A 15352-nucleotide genomic window follows, 5' to 3' on the forward strand; every position below is an offset into this window, starting at 1 on the left:
GGGCACCGTAGATGCGCAGACACGGCTGGGCCGGCGCATTGCCGTCGAGCGACGAGGAAGCCATTGCGCGAATCATCGCCGCGGCGAGCCGCGCGATACAGCAGTCGGGCGCGGACATCAAAATCAGCGATGTCGCGCGCGATCTCGGGGTCACCCGCCAAACCGTGTACCGCTATTTCCCGAGCACCGATGCGTTGCTGGTGGCGACGGCGTTGTCGGAAGCGGGTCCGTCCCTGGACCGGCTGGCGGCCCACCTGGAAGCCATTCACGACCCCGCCGAGGCGGTGGTCGAGGGTATCGCTCACACGTTGGAATTGCTTCCCCAGGACCAATACCTGGGGCTGCTGTTGACCTCCGAGAAGGCGGCGTCTTACTCGGCGAGCGTGACCTCCGATGTCGCGCTCTCGCTGGGGCGCTCGATCATCGACCGCTTCAACGTGGACTGGAACAGCGTCGGCATCACCGAGGACAGGCGCGACGGCCTGGTCGAATTCATGCTTCGGGTTCTGCAATCGTTCATCGTCGATCCCGGACGACCGCCGCGGTCCGGTGACGAGTTGCGCAACTACCTGCGCCAGTGGGTCGCACCCGCGATCACCCATTTTCAGCCCGCCACGGATTCGAGTGTGCGCTCAGCACATTGAGGGTGCGCCCAGGGCGGCGACACGCCGTGCGACGCCGCCATAGGAGCACACTCGATCGGGGGCGGGGGCGTTTCGGCCGTTAGCGCTTGCCCCAGTCCCACGGCGGCGTGGTCAGCAGGCCCTGGCCGGCGACCCGCGTCTCGCCCCACTCCTTGTACAGCTCGATCTCGACGGCTCGGTCGTCCCCGTCGGCGTCGGCCACCGGGACGGTGTCCAGGAATTCGAGCAGCGCGCGGGAATGGGTGACCACCAGGACCTGCGTACGCGTGGCGGCGGTGCGGATCAGCCCCGCGAGCGGACGCACCAGGTCGGGATGCAGCGAGGTCTCCGGTTCGTTGAGCACCATCAGCGACGGCGCATGCGGGCTGGACAGCGCGGCGGCCCAGAGCAGGAATCGCAGTGTGCCGTCGGATAATTCGGCCGAACGCAGCGGGCGCAGCATGCCGCGCTGCCGCAGCTGCAGGTCGAACAGCCCGTCGTGAACGGCGACCGACACCGTGGCCCCGTCGAACGCGTCGGCGACGGCGCGGCTCAGGTCGTCGAAGCCCGTCTCGATGATCGTCTGGATCGCGGCGGCCAGATCGCTGCCGTCATCGGAGAGCACCGGGGTGCGCGTGCCGACCTGCGGGTGTCGCGCCGGCGCCCCGGCGTCGACGCGGAAGCCGTCGTAGAACCGCCAGCCGCGCAGCCGTTCGCGCACGGCCGCGAGTTCGGGAAGCGCGTGCGGGTGGGCATATTCGGCCAGCACGCTGCGGTACGACGGCAACGAGCGGGACAGCTCGTCGAATCCGCGGCCGGACTCCGCGCTCATCTCGGCGAAGTCGCGGGTGCGGCGTACCAGCGTCGCACTGGCGCGCAGCACCGGTCCGGCGAACAACGCTTCCCGCTTGATCTCGGGATCGCGGCCGAACGCCGACTTGATTCCCGCCATCTGCGGGATGCCGAGGTCCACCAGATAGCCGAAATCGTCTGAGGCGAAGCCTAATTCGAGGGATACGGGCCGGGTGCGGACGGTGCCCTGGGCCTTGCCCGTCCGGCGGGCGCCCTTGAGCTCCTCGGGTCCGGCCCACAGCGCGGACTGCAGCCCGCCCTCGCGGGCGAGCGAGGCGATCACCTCCCCGCGGCCGCAGTCGGCCAGCAGCCGCAGCGCGCGGTACAACGACGACTTGCCTGCGCCGTTGGCGCCGGTGACCACCGACAGCCGCCCCAGCGGCAGGATCACCTCGCGCAGCGAGCGGTAGCCGCGGATCGCCACCGTGTGCAACATGGGGCCGACTGTACGGTCGACGACCGACGGGCTTAAGCCTCGTCCGCCTCGTCGAGCAGTTGCACTTCCTCGAGGTCCATCTCGTTCTGCAGTTCGCGCAGCACGATGTCGTCGATGAGGTTCTGGTTGCGCAGCGCGGTGATCTCGCGCCGCTTCCGTTCGAGCACGCCGAGCCGCACCCGCCGGACCAGCTCCTTCTTCTTGACCAGGCGGTTGTTAGTCGAGCCGCCTTCGGTGGCCAGGGCGAGCGCGGCCCTTTCCTCGTATTCCTTCTGCAGCCGACGACGCAGGTCGTCGCTGATGCCGACCTCGTCGGCGACGGTGGGCAGCGCGGTGAGCGCCGCCTGGACCCCCCGGGTTCGCGCCAGCTCCAATTCTTCGACGTACGCGACGTCGTCGGGCATCTTCGCCCAGCGGACCACGGCGGGCAGCGTGGTCCCTTGGACCAGGACGGTGGTCAGGATCACGACGACCACGATGAAGATGAGCAGGCTGCGGTCGGGGAAGGGCGCGCCGCTGAGGGTGGTCGTCGGCACGGCCAGCGCCGCCGCCAGCGACACGGCGCCGCGGAACCCGGCCCAGGCCGTGACGAAGCGCTGACGCCAGCTGACCCGGCGTTCACGCTGCGCCTCGCGACGGTCGATCAGTCGGATCAGCGCGACGGTGATCTCGCCCCAGAAGATTCGCGACAGGATCACCACGGCGGTGACCGCGAGCGCGATGAACAGGGCGTGGCGCACCCCGCCGTCCACGCCGACGATGCCGCGCAGCGCGTTGGGTATCTGGACGCCCACGAACACCCACAACGAGCCGTTGAGCAGGAACGTCGCGCTGTCCCAGAAGGCATACGCCTGCAAGCGCGACCGCGCCCGGATCACCACCGGTCCGGCGTAGGCGAGCACCAGGGCGGAGACCATGACGGCGACCACGCCGCTGCAGTCCATGCTCTGCGCCAGCAGGAACGCCGCGAACGGCGTCAGCAGGCTCAGCGCCCCCTCCTCCTGCGGCGCGTCGATCCGCTTGCGCAGCAACGTCACCGCCCCGCCGACCAACAGCCCGGCGGCGATACCGCCCAGATAGGAGCCGACGAATCGGCCCACCAGGTCGATCGGGGTGATCGCCGCACCCCCGATCGCGACGTGGACCGTGACGGCGAACAGGACCAGGGCGGTGCCGTCGTTGATGAGGCTCTCGGCCTTGAGCACGGTCACCGAGCGGCGGGGCAACTTCTTCGCGAGGCCCGCCACCGCGGCGGCGTCGGTGGGGGAGAGCACGGCGCCCAGGACGGCGGCCGCGTGGGAATCCATCCCGAGCGCCCGCGCCGTCCACGACACCGCGACGGCCGTCGCGATCACCAGGCCGACACTGAGGAACACGATGATGCGCGCGTTGGCGCGGATCTCGCGGAAGCTGGTGTTCAGGCCCTCCCAATAGAGGATCGCCGGCAGGAACAGCAACAGCACGATCTCGCCGTTGACGTGCACGTGGGCGAAGCTTGGGATCAGACCCAGCAACGTGCCGAGCACGATGAGCAGCACCGGGGGGCCAACGCGGTAGCGCCGGCCCAGGACCGTCCCGACGATGACGGTGGAGACGAGAGCAACGATCAGGACGAGGCCAAACACCAGCCCATCCTGCCGGACATGATCGGATTGCGCGGCTTGGGGTTTGGCCGGCGCCGCGGTCAGCTCGCTGGGTGGGCGGTCTCACCGGTCACACGCGCACCCCGTGGCGGGCATCTGGTGACTCTCGAAAGTGACAGCGCCGGCGATATCAAATTCGAGAAGCACTTACTGGTTGCGGGCTCAGGTGCAGTCGCAGCAGCAGTCGTCGCAGTCGCAGCAGCAATCGCAGCCCTCGCAGCAGCACCAGCAGCCGGTTCCGTCGCCGCGCCGCGACTTGCGCCCGGGGTTCGGCGTTCCCTCCTCGGCGCCGGGCTCGATCGGCTGGTCGCCGAAGTTGATGGGCTCCTGCTGGCCGCGCGGCGTTCCGCTCTTGGCCGTCAAACCGGCCTGGGCGAAGGTGCGCTTGATCGCGCGGCGGACCTCGTTGGTCAACAGCCGATCGACCAGCCTCCCGTCGGTGAACGACACGTCGGCCAGCGCCAGCTCGATGCCCAGCACCGCGTCGTCGCACAGGGCGCGCGCCGCCGCCACGGGAGTTGCGGTCGCCGCCAACGGGTTCCACTTCCCGCGCGCCACGTCGTCGCGGTAATCCTCGACCGCGTCCAACAGGTGCGCCACCCGGCCGAACAGCCGCCCAACCTCGCGCAACGGCGCCGCGTTGTCCGGGCGGCCGGCCAGCACCGCGGTATGCGCGAACGCCTCGGCGACGGCGGTCTCGGTGGGCTCGGTCACCAGCAGCAGCGAGCTGCCCGGACGGGCCTGGGCTTCGAGCGCCGCCTGGCGGTCCATCGCGGCGACCAGCACGCCGGTGTCGAAGCCCAGGGTGTGACCGGTGTCGGTGCCCTGGCGCACCCAGCGTTCGGCGATGCGGCGCGCCGCGGGCCGCACCCCGGCCACGCCGACGATGCCGTCGCGGTCGTCGACGTGGTCACGGACCCGGGCCGCCGCCAGCGCCAGCGACACCACGGCGGCCAGTCGCACGCAGTCGCCGGTGGCCACGTCCGCGCGCCGCATGCCGCGCAGCGGGCACGGCCCGGCGGTGCGGCGGGCCGGCCGCCCCGGGGACTGCGCCTCGACCAGCAATGAGACCACCAGCCCGTCGTAGTTGGTGGCGATGCGGGCGGCCTGGCCGTAATCGTCGCGCAGCGCCAGACACAATCCGCACAATTGGGCTGTCCAGGCGGCCGCCAGCTCGCCGCCGAGCCGGTGACGGCAGGGCCGGATGATGCCAAACATGCCCAGAAGCTACCGGACCCACAGCAAACGCGCGATCGAAACGCCGAGCGTGGGATGGTCTGGTGGGCGGCGGCGCGGCGACGGGGCTCCAGGACATAATGGGCTCGATGACTGTCGGGAAGATCAAGCTCTTGGTGACCGTCGCGATGCTCGTTTCGCCGATGCTGGTGGGCTGCCACTTCGCGTCCAGGAACCCGCCGTCGACCAAGACGCTCGAGGTGCCCATGAACGAGGTGCTCACGCAGAGCGTCGTCACGCAGAGCATCACCCTGACCGTCGGCAACACGCTGGTCGTGAAGCTGGGCTCGAACTACACCACCCCGTACCGGTGGGCGCCGGAGATGAAGATCGGCGACCCGGGCGTCCTCAAGCAGGAGAGCCACCAGTTCGTGCCGCCGAGCTCCGACGCGCTCGGAGCCCCCGGCACCGAGGTGTGGAAATTCACGGCGTTGAAGCCGGGGACCACCACGATCGGCACCGCCTACACCAGCTTCGTCGGCAAGGACACGCAACCGTCGTGCACCTACACGGCCAACGTCACGGTGCAGTAAACGCTCTGGCAAACCAATGCGAGCGCGCCGCGCTCGGGCTACGGTCTTGGACGTGTTCGGCTTTCTTCGCAACTTGTCCGAGATCGGCAAACTGCCCGCACCGCTGCGCGATGAACTCGAAGCCGAGGGGATGATCTTCAGCGCGGGCAAAGTCGGGGTGAACCGGCACTTCGGCGGCCACGTGCCGGGCGTCTATTCGGCCTCGGGAGTGTCCCGCTACACGGGCGCGTTCGCGTTCACCACCGCGCGGATCCTTGCCACGCTTCCCACCCGCGGGGACGCCAACCTGCGGTCGATCGATTGCCCGTGGGACACCAGCAAGGGGCCGGCCAGGGCGACGATCACCGGCAAGGGCATGAAGCTCGAAATCGACTTGCACGGCGTCGATCCCGCCTTCAGCGGGTCGATGAAGCTCAACTACCGCAAGTCGATCCCGGACGAGGTGCTGGAAAAGCTGCCGACCACGACGCTGCGCTTCCCGGTGCAGCCGGTGTTCGTGTACCGGGCGGTCGGCGTGCGCCCCAAGGTATAGCGGCTCAACGGTTTTCGCTACGCCGCGGCGGGCCGCAGCATGCGCCCGCTGACGAGCGCCGACACCCAGCCGGGCATCAACCGCGATCCGGTGGTCATCGCCCGATAGCGCCACCCGGGCACGACGACGGCGCGGCCCCGGTCCAGCGCGCGCAGCCCGGCTGCCACGACCGGTTCGGGCGCCGCGAGCCGGCGATAGATCGCGGTGTGCGAGACGTCCGAGCCCAGCGCGTCGACGAAGCCGGTGCGGGTCGGTCCGGGGCACAGCGCGGTGACCGTGACGCCCGATCCACGGGTCTCCGCCCACAGCGCCTGGCTCAGCGACAAGACGAACGCCTTCGACGCGCCGTACGTGGCCTGATACGGCCCGGGCTGAAAGGCGATGGTGGACGCCACATTCAGGATCCCGCCCCGGCGGCGGGCCAGCATGCCGGGCAGCACCGCGTGGGTCAGCCGCACCAACGCGTCGACGTTGACCGCCACCAGCTCATGCTCGCGCCCGTCGTCGACCTCCGCGAACGGGCCGTACGTGCCGAAGCCCGCGTTGTTGACCAACACGTCGATCTCTCGCCCCGCTAGCCGGGCCACCAGGGCGTCGACGCCGGCCGGGGTGCTGAGGTCGCCGACGACCAGCTCGACGTGCTGCCCGACGCGCTGCGCCACCGCGTTCAGCCGGGCTTCGTCGCGCCCGGCGAGCACCAAAGACATGCCGCGCTGCGCCAGCTGGTCGGCGAAAATTGCGCCCAACCCGGAGCTGGCGCCGGTGATGACTGCCAGGGACATGGCAACCCCTTACTTCGCAACGGTTTTCACGGCGGGGCGGATGCCCAGCGCGTGGCTGACGAGTCCGATGCCGGCGCCCAGGATGGGCCAGATCGGCCAGAAGTACGTGGCGTCCGTGGTCGCGGCGACGGCCGCCCACACGGTGAGCACGACGACGGTCATCAGGAGGTAGCCGGCGAGGTGAATGCGCACGCTGCGGCGCGCCGCCTCGACGCGGGCGGCGCGGCGGCGTGGGTCGGCGCGCCGGATCCGCTCGAGCGGCAGGTCGGCGAGGAGCTCCCGGAGCTCGCCGGTGGTGTGCGTGCCGAACACGGCCTGCACCCGCTGCTCGTACTCGCCCAGATCGAGGTAGCCCTGCGCGAGCGCCTGGCCCAGGCGCGCGGCCGCCCTCTCCCGGTCGTGGTCGCCGGCGCGGGGGGCCATGAGTTGCTGGTTCATTTCGTCCCCTTCCTTCGGATGTGAATGGCCTTAACATAGTCCCTAATGTTAATCTCGTCAACATGGCACGTGAGCGAAAATCGCCGACCGGTTCGAAGCGCAGGGACAGCTACCACCACGGCGACCTGAAACGGGCGCTGACCAGCGCCGCGCTGTCGCTGGTCGCGGAGAAGGGGCCGAAGGGTTTCACGCTGACCGAAGCGGCGCGGCGCGCCGGCGTCAGCGCCGCCGCGCCGTACCGGCACTTCGCGGACAAGGCCGCGCTGTTGGCGACGGTGGCCGAGCAGGGCTTTCGCGACCTGCACGCCGAACTGGCCGCGGCCGCGTCCACCGACGAGCCCAAGGATCGGGTGATCGAGCTCGGCCGTGCCTACGTGCGCTGGGCCGTCGCGCACCCGGACCACTACCGGGTGATGTTCGGCGCCGAGCTGTCGAAGGCCGACCACCCCGACCTCGCCATCGCCGGCGAGCAGGCGTTCGCGGACCTACTCGACGCGATCGCGGCGTGCCAGCATGCGGGTGTCGTCGGCGGTCAGGACCCGCGCGAACTCGCCGCGCCACTGTGGTCGCTGGTGCACGGCGTCGCGTCGCTGGCGATCGGTGGCGAGCTGGTCAGCGTCGGCATCGCGCAGCAGCCGGAGGACGTCATCGCCGGCGTCGTGGCCCAAATGCTCGGCGGCTAGGCCACATTGGCCTGGCGGCGCGTCGCGTACACCTCGGCGAGAAATTGCTCGACGGCGACCGCGGTGTGCGCCGCGCGTGCCGAACCGAAGATGTCGAAAGCGTGCTGGGTGAACGGCAATTCGGCGTACACCACGGGCTGGGTGCTCACCTTGCGCAGTCGTTCGACGAACGCACGCGCCTGCTCGACGGGCACCAGCGAGTCGTTGCGGCCGTGCAGGACGAAGAACGGGGGAGCGTCGGCGGAAACGTGGTTGACCGGTGAAGCGGTGACGAACGGCTGCATGTTGGTCGACGGCCGTTGCTTGACAACGGATTTGACCAACAGCGCCGGCATCATCGGATGCATCGCGTCGTTGAACCGGGTGAAATCGTAGACGCCGTAGAACGGCACGGCCGCCTGGACCCGGGTGTCGGCGTCCTCGAAGCCGGGCTGAAATTCGGCGAAGTTGGGCGTGAGGGCGGCCAGCGACGAGAGGTGGCCGCCGGCCGAACCGCCGGTGATGGCGATGAATTCGGGATCGCCGCCGTACTCGGCGATGTGCGCCTTGACCCACGCCAGGGCGCGTTTGACGTCGACGATGTGGGCGGGCCAGGTGTTGCGCGGGCTGTGCCGGTAGTTGATCGACACACAGATCCAGCCCAACTCCGCGAGGTGGCTCATCAACGGATGAGCTTGTCCGCGTTTGTTTCCCGTCGTCCAGGCGCCGCCCGGGATCTGGAACAGCACCGGGCCCTTGCCGGTGGGGTCCAGATCGGGACGGCGCCAGATGTCCAGGTAGTTGGCGCTGCCGTATTCGCCGTAGCTGATGTTGGAGTCGTGGGCGTAGTCGCGATAGATGCGCATCATCCGCAGCAGGCCCGGCGTCTTGGCGGTGCCACCGCCGGCCGGCCGGCGCCACAGATCACCCGATTCGGTGAGACGAGACGCGCCAAGGCCCTCGTCCAGCGCCTCGGTCAGCGGAATGTTGGCCTTGTGCCCGGCGCGGCTGAAGTTCAGCAGGCCGAGCGCGGACACGCCCGCCACCGTCCACGCCGCGAATCGCACCGGCCGGGTGAGGCGTCGGGCCGTCAACGCCAAGCCCCCGAGCTGACTGACGAGCGTTTGCAGCGGCAACTCGGTGACGACCACGCCGAACATGAACGAGAAGAGCGAGGCGTATCCGCTGCGCGCCAACGGCCGGTAGGCGTTGAGCGTGGACACCGCGGTCACCGCCGTGACGATCAACGAGCCGATCTGCCGGATGACATGCATGATTCGAGCTGTCCGCATGGGCTCACCTTACGAGGTGGGGTTTTGGGATCGGTAGGCACGCGTACGGTGCCTACTTACCGCACAAGACCGCTGCGTCGAGCGGCGACGGACGGAACGGACCCGGCGATGACCATGACCCTGAAGGCGTCGCTGGCGGCGGCCGCCTGCGCCGTGACCGCCCTCTCGTCCGCCGGGACGGCCAGCGCCCAATCCGCCTGCGCCGACGTCGGCGGAACCGTCGACACGGCGCAGATCTGCCGGGGCCACATCGTGACGACCACCTACACGCTCGACTTGAGCTTTCCCGTCGGCTATCCCGACCAGGCGCCCCTCGCCGACTACGTGACCCACACGCGAGACGAATGGGCCGACGACGCCAAGGCGCATCCGCCCGGCGACCGGCCGCCCTACCTGCTGACCATCACCGGGACCGCCTTCCGGTCCGGTGCGCTTACTTCCGGCACCCAGACCGTGGTGCTGGACATGAACCAGGACCTCGGCGCCCACCCGGTGACGTCGTACAAGGCCTTCACCTACGACCTCGGCAAGCGCGCGCCCATCACCTTCGACACGCTGTTCAAGCCGGGCGCCAACCCGTTGGCCGTGCTAAACCCGATCGTCCGGCGCGAGCTCGGCCCGCTTCCGTTCGGCGACCCCGGGGTGGACGCGTACCAGAACTTCGCGCTCACCGACGACGCCGTGATCTTCTTCTTCAGCCAGGGGCAGGTGCTCGCGCAGGTCGACGGACCCCAACGGCTCTCGGTGCCGCGTACCGAACTCGCGTCGTTGCTCGGGTGAGGCGGCCTAGGTGGCTTCGGCCCGGCTCTCGAGGTTCTTGACCGCGGCGGGGTCGTTCTCGGTCAGCCCCACCTTGGCCGCGCCGCCGGGGGAGCCGAGCTCGGTGAAGAAGTCCGCGTTGATCTGGGTGTACTCGCCGTATTCGGCGGGCACGTCGTCCTCGTAGTAGATCGACTCAACCGGGCACACCGGCTCGCACGCGCCGCAGTCCACACACTCGTCGGGGTGGATGTAGAGCATCCGCGCGCCCTCGTAGATGCAGTCGACGGGACATTCCTCGATGCACGCCTTGTCCTTGATGTCGACGCACGGTTCGGCGATCACATAGGCCACAAGCGTTGTCCTTCCTTGTCTGGCTGGCTAATTTAGCGCGGCCGACGCGCTACCGGCCAGGGTCATCCGTTCCATCGTTCTCGTCCCGACCGGGCGAGAGTAGGCCACGCGGCGTTGTGGAGTCACAAGCTATCGTTGTGTCACACGAATTGATTGTGATGTGATGCCATGCCGCTCAGCCCCCGGATGCCCGAGCTCGCCTCGTTCGAGGTGTTTCTGGCGATCGCCGAAACCGGCAGCCTGGGCCGCGCCGCGCGCGAACTCGGGCTGACGCAGCAGGCCATTTCGCGGCGGCTCGCGTCGATGGAGGCCCAGATCGGGGTCACGCTGGCGGTGCGCACCACCCGCGGTTCGCAGCTGACGCCCGCGGGCCTGATCGTCGCCGACTGGGCGAGACGGTTGCTCGAGGTCGCCACCGAGATCGACGCGGGCATGGGCTCGCTGCGCAAGGAGGGCCGCGAGCGGGTCCGGGTGGCGGCCAGTCAGACGATCTCCGAACAGCTGATGCCGCACTGGCTGCTGTCGCTGCAGACCGAGGCGACGCGGCGCGGCGGCTCCGCGCCCCAGGTGATTCTGACGGCCACCAACAGCGAGCACGCCATCGCCGCGGTCCGCGACGGCAGCGTCGATCTCGGATTCGTCGAAAATCCCGGCACGCCAACGGGTCTGGGTACCTGCGTGGTGGGCCAGGACGAGTTGGTGATCGTGGTGCCGCCGGGCCACAAGTGGACGCGGCGGGCGGTGTCCGCCCGCGAACTCGCGGAGACCCCGCTCGTCGCGCGCGAACCGCATTCGGGCATCCGGGATTCGCTGACGGTGGCCTTGCGTCGGGTGCTGGGCGAGGACATGGAACAGGCTCCACCGGTGCTGGAGCTGACGTCGGCCGCCGCGATGCGCGCGGCCGTGCTCGCCGGGGCGGGACCGGCGGCGATGAGCCGGCTTGCGGTGGCCGACGACCTGGCCGTCGGGCGGCTGAGCGCGGTCACGATCCCGAAGTTGGACCTGCGGCGGAAGTTTCGCGCCATCTGGGTGGGCGGGCGCACGCCACCGGCGGGGGCGGTGCGAGACATGTTGAGCCACATCGTCAGCCGGGTTAGGGCCTAGGGTTTGCCGCCAACGTCGAGTTGTCGTGGGAATTCGCGGCGTATCCCCGCAACAAGTCGACGTTCATGCGGCGGCGTCGGCTGCCAGCGCCTCGTCGTAGCGGTCGAGCACCGTCTCGGCGACCAGGCGGTGCGCGCCCAGGGGCGCGGCCATCGGAATACCGTTGTCCCGCGCGAAGGTTGAGACGCCGTCGGTGAGCAGCCCCGGCGCCAGGAACCAGGGCGCGATCACGAGCCGGCGCGCGCCGCGGCGACGCAGGTGGGCGGCGGCTTGGTGCACCGACGCCTCGGGCCGGGTTGCGAACGCCGTCGTCGCCCCGGCCCACCGGGTGCCGACCGCCAGCCTGGACGCGACCTTCGCGGTGCGCACGTTCGCCGCGGCGTTGGACGAGCCGATCGCGACGACCATCACGCCGAGGTCGTCGTCAGCCGCGGATACCCCGACCTCGGTGAGGCGTTCGCGCAGCACGGAAACCAGCCGCCCGTCCTCGCCGAGCACGCCGGCCTGCCGGACGCCGTGGGCCCCGGCTTCGGCGATCTGCTTGGGGATGTCCAGGCGCGCGTGGTAGGCGCTGGCCAGCAGGAACGGGGTGACCACCGCGTGGCGGCTGTCCGGGAGGGCGGCCAGCACGTCGACGAAATTGGGTTCGTTGAGCTCGAGGAACGCCAGCCGCACGTCCAGGTCGGGCCGCATGCCCGCCAGCCGGTCGGCCAGCGCCCGCGCGTTCGCGCCCGAGCGCGGGTCCCGGCTGCCGTGGGCGGTGAGTACGAGCGTGCTCATGAGGCGTGTAACCCGCATTCGATCTTGTTTCGTCCCCGCCAGCGCCCGCTGCGAGGATCGTCACCCTCGGCCGGCTTGCTGGTGCAGGGTGCGCAGCCGATCGACGGGTAGCCCTCCTCGACCAGCGGGTTGACCAGAACGTTGTGGCGCTCGATGTAGTCCTGCACGTCCTCGTCGGTCCAGGCCGCGATCGGGTTGACCTTGATGAGCTTGAACGACTCGTCGAAGCTGATCAGCGGGGCGTTGGCGCGGGTGGCGGCCTCCGCCCGGCGCAACCCGCTCACCCACGCGGCGTAGCCGCGCAGCGCGCGCCGCAGCGGGAGAACCTTACGCAGGCGGCAGCATTCGTTGGGGTCGCGGGCGAACAGGTCCTTGCCCAGCAGCTCGTCCTGCTCGGCGACCGTGTGTTCGGGCGTGACGTTGAGCAGGTGAATGTCGTAGACGGACTCGACCGCGTCGCGGGTGCCGATGGTTTCGGCGAAGTGGTAGCCGGTGTCCAGGAACAGCACCGGCACGCCCGGCCGGACATCGGACGCGAGCGAAACCACCACGGCGTCTTGCATATTGGCGGCCACCACGTATTTGCAGTTGGCCCCGTCGCGGGGGCCGTCGACGCCGCCGAAGTGTTCGTCGGTCCAGCGCAGGATGTCGGTGGCATCGGCGTCCGCCATTTCCGCCGCGCCGCGTTCGGCCAGTTTGCGCAGCTGGTCTTCGGTGAAGTTCATCGCGACCATGGCGTGGTCCTCAACTCCTATCGCAGGTCGGCCTCGTCGGCGCGCAGGGCCCACGACGCGAAGCGCTCACCGCCGTCGCGCTGCTCGAGGAACTTGCGGGTCACCCGGTCGATGTAGTCGCCGAGCTCGTCACTGGTCACCTTGTGCTGGCGCAACTTTCGGCCGAACCCGCTGGCCTCGCCGAGGCCGCCGCCCAGGTGAACCTGGAATCCCTCGACGGAGTTGCCCTGGCCGTCGTCGATCCATTGGCCCTTGAAGCCGATGTCGGCGACCTGGATGCGCGCGCACGAGTTCGGGCACCCATTGAGGTGGACGCTGATCGGCACGTCGAGCCTGGGGTCGACGTCGGCCAGGCGCTGTTCCAGCTCGGGCACCAAAGTCTGTGTGCGCACTCGGGTTTCGGCGAAGGACAGTTTGCAGAACTCGATGCCGGTGCAGGCCATGGTGTTCTTGCGCCACGCGGAGGGCCGCGACGGCAGGCCCAGCGCGTCCAGCGCGGCGACGGTCTCGTCGACCAAGGCGTCGGGCACGTCGAGGATGACCAGCTTCTGGAACGGGGTCAGCCGGGCGCGGTCGGAGCCGACCTTTTCCATCAGGTCGGCCACCGCCGACAGCGTCGCGCCGGAGACCCGGCCGGCGATCGGGGCGACGCCAATGGCGTTGAGCCCGTTCTTGATCTTCTGCACGCCGACGTGGTCGATGGTTTGCGTGACCGGTGCGGGGGCCGGGCCGTCGATGAGCGGCCGGTGGAGGTATTCGGTTTCGAGGACCTCGCGGAACTTTTCGACGCCCCAGTCCTTGATCAGGAACTTCAGCCGCGCCTTGGCGCGCATCCGCCGGTAGCCGTAGTCGCGGAACAGCCGGGTCACGGCCTCCCAGACGTCGGGCACCTCGTCCAGCGGCACCCACACCCCGACCCGCTGGGCCAGCATCGGGTTGGTCGACAGGCCGCCACCCACCCACAGATCCAGGCCGGGGCCGTGCTCGGGGTGGTCGACGCCGACGAACGCGACGTCGTGGGTCTCGTGGGAGACGTCTTGCAGGCCGGACACCGCGGTCTTGTACTTGCGCGGCAGGTTCGCGTACTCGGGGTTGTTCAGGGAACGCCGGACGATCTCATCGATCGCGGGCGTCGGGTCGAGCACCTCGTCGAGCGAATCGCCGGCCAGCGGCGAACCGTGGATGCCGCGCGGGCAGTCGCCGCAGGCTTCCGTCGTCTGCAGCCCCACTTCGTCCAGGCGACGCCAGATCTCGGGGACGTCCTCGATGCGGATCCAGTGCAGCTGCAGGTTTTCCCGGTCGCTGATGTCGGCGGTGTCGCGGGCGAATTCGGTCGAGATCTGGCCGAGGACGCGCATCGAGTGCGCCGTCAACGGCTTGCCGTCGGTGCGGACCCGCATCATGAAGTACTTGGCTTCGATCTTGTCGGTGTTGTCGTCGCCGGTCCAGCTGCCGTCGTAACCCTGCTCGCGTTGGGTGTACAGGCCCATCCAGCGGAAGCGCCCGCGCAGGTCGGAGTGGTCGATGCTGTCGAAGCCCTGCTTGGCGTAGACGTTGACGATGCGGTCGCGCACGTTCAGCGGTGCGTCGTCGTTCTTGATCTTCTCGGTGTCGTTGAGCGGTTCGCGGTCACCCAGCGCCCACTGGCCCTCGCTGCGGGTCTTGGCGGGACGTGCTGCGGTCATTGGTGTCTCCTTCGCGGTGCCGGACGGCTTAGGGCTGCTGTCCGCGGCATCGACGCGATGATGTTGTCAGTCAGAGGTGAGCGCGGGCGCTCCGTTGCGCCCACGTCTCATGGCTTCATACTGCCGGGGTCAGGCATAGGGGAGTAGAGGTCGCGCCGTTGTGAGGGCACAACCGTTGGTTGTGTGCGCGGGTTCACTGATCGATGTTGTCAGGCAATGGGTTTTGTCGGTCCAGCCGTACAATTCGCCTGCATGGGCGGTGTTTCGCTCGAGGGTCTTGAACGTGGGGCGCTGTGCGATCTTTTCGGCGAATTGGGCCCTTCCGTGCCCACGCTGCTCCAGGGTTGGACCGCTCACGATCTCGCCGCCCATTTGGTGTTGCGGGAGCGCGATGTCGTCGCGGGGCCGTGCCTCGTGTTGCCCGGCCCGTTCCAGCGGTTCGCCGAGCGGCGCCGGAAGGTGTTGGTGCGACGGGATTTCGGTTGGCTCGTCGCGCGGATCCGGTCCGGTCCGCCGGCCGGGTTCTTCCGCATCGGATGGGTTCGCGCGCTAGCGAACCTCAACGAGTTCTTCGTCCATCACGAGGATGTCCGCCGGGTCAACGGACTGCCGCCGCGTCAGTTGACGGCGGACATGGACGCCGCGTTGTGGCGCAACGTTCGGCGCGGGGGGCGGTATCTGAGTCGGCGGCTCGGGGGCTTCGGCCTTGAGGTTGCCTGGGCCGGTTCCGGCGAGCAGGTGACCGTCCGAGCGGGTGTGCCGGCATTGCTCAGCGGTCAACCGGGTGAGCTGCTGCTGTATCTCTTCGGCCGGCAGTCCGCGGCGCAGGTGGAGTTGAGTGGACCGCCGGATGCCGTCGCGGCCGTGCGTGCCGCCCACTTCGGGATGTGAGGCGGACCGCGTCGTC

Annotated in this window: 17 protein-coding genes; 7 read left to right on the plus strand and 10 right to left on the minus strand. The window is 69.4% G+C overall.

The annotated features are described in order from the left end of the window. Positions 1-11: 11 nt before the first annotated feature. On the plus strand, positions 12-644 hold the full coding sequence (locus A5691_RS17130; protein ID WP_067782145.1) for a TetR/AcrR family transcriptional regulator: 633 nt from the start codon (positions 12-14) through the stop codon (positions 642-644). Between the two features lie 79 nt (positions 645-723). Here A5691_RS17130 and A5691_RS17135 read toward each other — a convergent pair whose 3' ends face one another. The 3 genes from A5691_RS17135 to A5691_RS17145 form a co-directional block, all read right to left on the minus strand. After that, positions 724-1911, minus strand: coding sequence for an AAA family ATPase (locus A5691_RS17135; protein WP_067782148.1), 1188 nt, complete (start codon positions 1909-1911; stop codon positions 724-726). Positions 1912-1943: 32 nt separating this feature from the next. Continuing rightward, positions 1944-3536 (minus strand): Na+/H+ antiporter, encoded by a 1593-nt coding sequence (locus tag A5691_RS17140; RefSeq protein ID WP_067782150.1) that lies wholly within the window; start codon positions 3534-3536, stop codon positions 1944-1946. A 180-nt stretch (positions 3537-3716) separates the two neighbouring features. Then, positions 3717-4772 (minus strand): DUF5685 family protein, encoded by a 1056-nt coding sequence (locus tag A5691_RS17145; protein ID WP_068015463.1) that lies wholly within the window; start codon positions 4770-4772, stop codon positions 3717-3719. Positions 4773-4870: 98 nt separating this feature from the next. On the opposite strand from A5691_RS17145, the gene A5691_RS17150 reads away from it, so the two are divergent. Next, positions 4871-5323 carry a protease inhibitor I42 family protein gene (locus tag A5691_RS17150; protein WP_082950378.1) on the plus strand — a complete coding sequence of 151 codons (453 nt, stop codon included), beginning with the start codon at positions 4871-4873 and terminating at the stop codon, positions 5321-5323. A 52-nt stretch (positions 5324-5375) separates the two neighbouring features. Continuing rightward, entirely contained in the window at positions 5376-5855 is a 480-nt protein-coding gene (locus tag A5691_RS17155) for a hypothetical protein (protein ID WP_156670007.1), read from the plus strand. A 17-nt stretch (positions 5856-5872) separates the two neighbouring features. Here the strand turns inward: A5691_RS17155 and A5691_RS17160 are convergent, their stop codons facing one another. Continuing rightward, complete coding sequence (locus A5691_RS17160) at positions 5873-6637, minus strand: SDR family oxidoreductase (RefSeq protein ID WP_067782153.1); 765 nt, start codon at positions 6635-6637, stop codon at positions 5873-5875. Positions 6638-6646: 9 nt separating this feature from the next. After that, complete coding sequence (locus tag A5691_RS17165; RefSeq protein WP_067782155.1) at positions 6647-7075, minus strand: DUF1707 domain-containing protein; 429 nt, start codon at positions 7073-7075, stop codon at positions 6647-6649. 62 nt (positions 7076-7137) lie between these two features. Here A5691_RS17165 and A5691_RS17170 point away from each other — a divergent pair, with 62 nt between their 5' ends. Next, complete coding sequence (locus A5691_RS17170) at positions 7138-7758, plus strand: TetR/AcrR family transcriptional regulator (protein ID WP_067782157.1); 621 nt, start codon at positions 7138-7140, stop codon at positions 7756-7758. On the opposite strand, the gene A5691_RS17175 is transcribed toward A5691_RS17170, so the two are convergent. Next, entirely contained in the window at positions 7755-9029 is a 1275-nt protein-coding gene (locus A5691_RS17175) for an alpha/beta hydrolase (RefSeq protein WP_067782159.1), read from the minus strand. The genes A5691_RS17170 and A5691_RS17175 overlap by 4 nt on opposite strands. A gap of 108 nt (positions 9030-9137) precedes the next feature. Between A5691_RS17175 and A5691_RS17180 the strand changes: the two genes are divergently transcribed. Continuing rightward, positions 9138-9809: an esterase gene (locus A5691_RS17180; protein ID WP_067782161.1), complete on the plus strand. Its 672-nt coding sequence runs from the start codon at positions 9138-9140 to the stop codon at positions 9807-9809. A gap of 6 nt (positions 9810-9815) precedes the next feature. Here A5691_RS17180 and fdxA read toward each other — a convergent pair whose 3' ends face one another. After that, positions 9816-10142: a ferredoxin gene (gene fdxA, locus A5691_RS17185; RefSeq protein WP_067751337.1), complete on the minus strand. Its 327-nt coding sequence runs from the start codon at positions 10140-10142 to the stop codon at positions 9816-9818. 168 nt (positions 10143-10310) lie between these two features. Between fdxA and A5691_RS17190 the strand changes: the two genes are divergently transcribed. Then, positions 10311-11246, plus strand: coding sequence for a LysR family transcriptional regulator (locus A5691_RS17190; RefSeq protein WP_067782164.1), 936 nt, complete (start codon positions 10311-10313; stop codon positions 11244-11246). Positions 11247-11309: 63 nt separating this feature from the next. On the opposite strand, the gene A5691_RS17195 is transcribed toward A5691_RS17190, so the two are convergent. Genes A5691_RS17195 through A5691_RS17205 form a run of 3 tightly spaced genes read right to left on the minus strand, consistent with a single transcriptional unit; the run spans position 11310 to position 14445 of the window. Then, positions 11310-12026: a sirohydrochlorin chelatase gene (locus A5691_RS17195; protein ID WP_067751331.1), complete on the minus strand. Its 717-nt coding sequence runs from the start codon at positions 12024-12026 to the stop codon at positions 11310-11312. Then, a complete protein-coding gene (locus A5691_RS17200; RefSeq protein ID WP_067785494.1) occupies positions 12023-12760 on the minus strand; it encodes a phosphoadenylyl-sulfate reductase in 738 nt (245 codons plus the stop codon). Before A5691_RS17200 ends, A5691_RS17195 begins: the two co-directional genes overlap by 4 nt. Before the next feature lie 17 nt (positions 12761-12777). Next, positions 12778-14445, minus strand: a complete 1668-nt coding sequence (locus A5691_RS17205; protein WP_067887069.1) for a nitrite/sulfite reductase — start codon at positions 14443-14445, stop codon at positions 12778-12780. A gap of 252 nt (positions 14446-14697) precedes the next feature. On the opposite strand from A5691_RS17205, the gene A5691_RS17210 reads away from it, so the two are divergent. Further along, positions 14698-15336, plus strand: a complete 639-nt coding sequence (locus tag A5691_RS17210; RefSeq protein ID WP_068015636.1) for a TIGR03085 family metal-binding protein — start codon at positions 14698-14700, stop codon at positions 15334-15336. Positions 15337-15352 lie beyond the last annotated feature (16 nt).

Source organism: Mycobacterium sp. E183 (assembly GCF_001667735.1).
Lineage (GTDB): Bacteria > Actinomycetota > Actinomycetes > Mycobacteriales > Mycobacteriaceae > Mycobacterium.

What these genes read in the sequence shown, in the direction of transcription:
- A5691_RS17190 (WP_067782164.1), top strand. Translation starts at nt 10,311, where the DNA reads ATGCCGCTCAGCCCCCGGATGCCCGAGCTCGCCTCGTTCGAGGTGTTT.
- A5691_RS17205 (WP_067887069.1), bottom strand. Translation starts at nt 14,445, where the DNA reads ATGACCGCAGCACGTCCCGCCAAGACCCGCAGCGAGGGCCAGTGGGCG.
- A5691_RS17165 (WP_067782155.1), bottom strand. Translation starts at nt 7,075, where the DNA reads ATGAACCAGCAACTCATGGCCCCCCGCGCCGGCGACCACGACCGGGAG.
- A5691_RS17195 (WP_067751331.1), bottom strand. Translation starts at nt 12,026, where the DNA reads ATGAGCACGCTCGTACTCACCGCCCACGGCAGCCGGGACCCGCGCTCG.
- A5691_RS17170 (WP_067782157.1), top strand. Translation starts at nt 7,138, where the DNA reads ATGGCACGTGAGCGAAAATCGCCGACCGGTTCGAAGCGCAGGGACAGC.
- A5691_RS17145 (WP_068015463.1), bottom strand. Translation starts at nt 4,772, where the DNA reads ATGTTTGGCATCATCCGGCCCTGCCGTCACCGGCTCGGCGGCGAGCTG.
- A5691_RS17130 (WP_067782145.1), top strand. Translation starts at nt 12, where the DNA reads ATGCGCAGACACGGCTGGGCCGGCGCATTGCCGTCGAGCGACGAGGAA.
- A5691_RS17210 (WP_068015636.1), top strand. Translation starts at nt 14,698, where the DNA reads ATGGGCGGTGTTTCGCTCGAGGGTCTTGAACGTGGGGCGCTGTGCGAT.
- A5691_RS17175 (WP_067782159.1), bottom strand. Translation starts at nt 9,029, where the DNA reads ATGCGGACAGCTCGAATCATGCATGTCATCCGGCAGATCGGCTCGTTG.
- A5691_RS17160 (WP_067782153.1), bottom strand. Translation starts at nt 6,637, where the DNA reads ATGTCCCTGGCAGTCATCACCGGCGCCAGCTCCGGGTTGGGCGCAATT.
- A5691_RS17150 (WP_082950378.1), top strand. Translation starts at nt 4,871, where the DNA reads ATGGGCTCGATGACTGTCGGGAAGATCAAGCTCTTGGTGACCGTCGCG.
- A5691_RS17200 (WP_067785494.1), bottom strand. Translation starts at nt 12,760, where the DNA reads ATGGTCGCGATGAACTTCACCGAAGACCAGCTGCGCAAACTGGCCGAA.
- A5691_RS17135 (WP_067782148.1), bottom strand. Translation starts at nt 1,911, where the DNA reads ATGTTGCACACGGTGGCGATCCGCGGCTACCGCTCGCTGCGCGAGGTG.
- A5691_RS17180 (WP_067782161.1), top strand. Translation starts at nt 9,138, where the DNA reads ATGACCATGACCCTGAAGGCGTCGCTGGCGGCGGCCGCCTGCGCCGTG.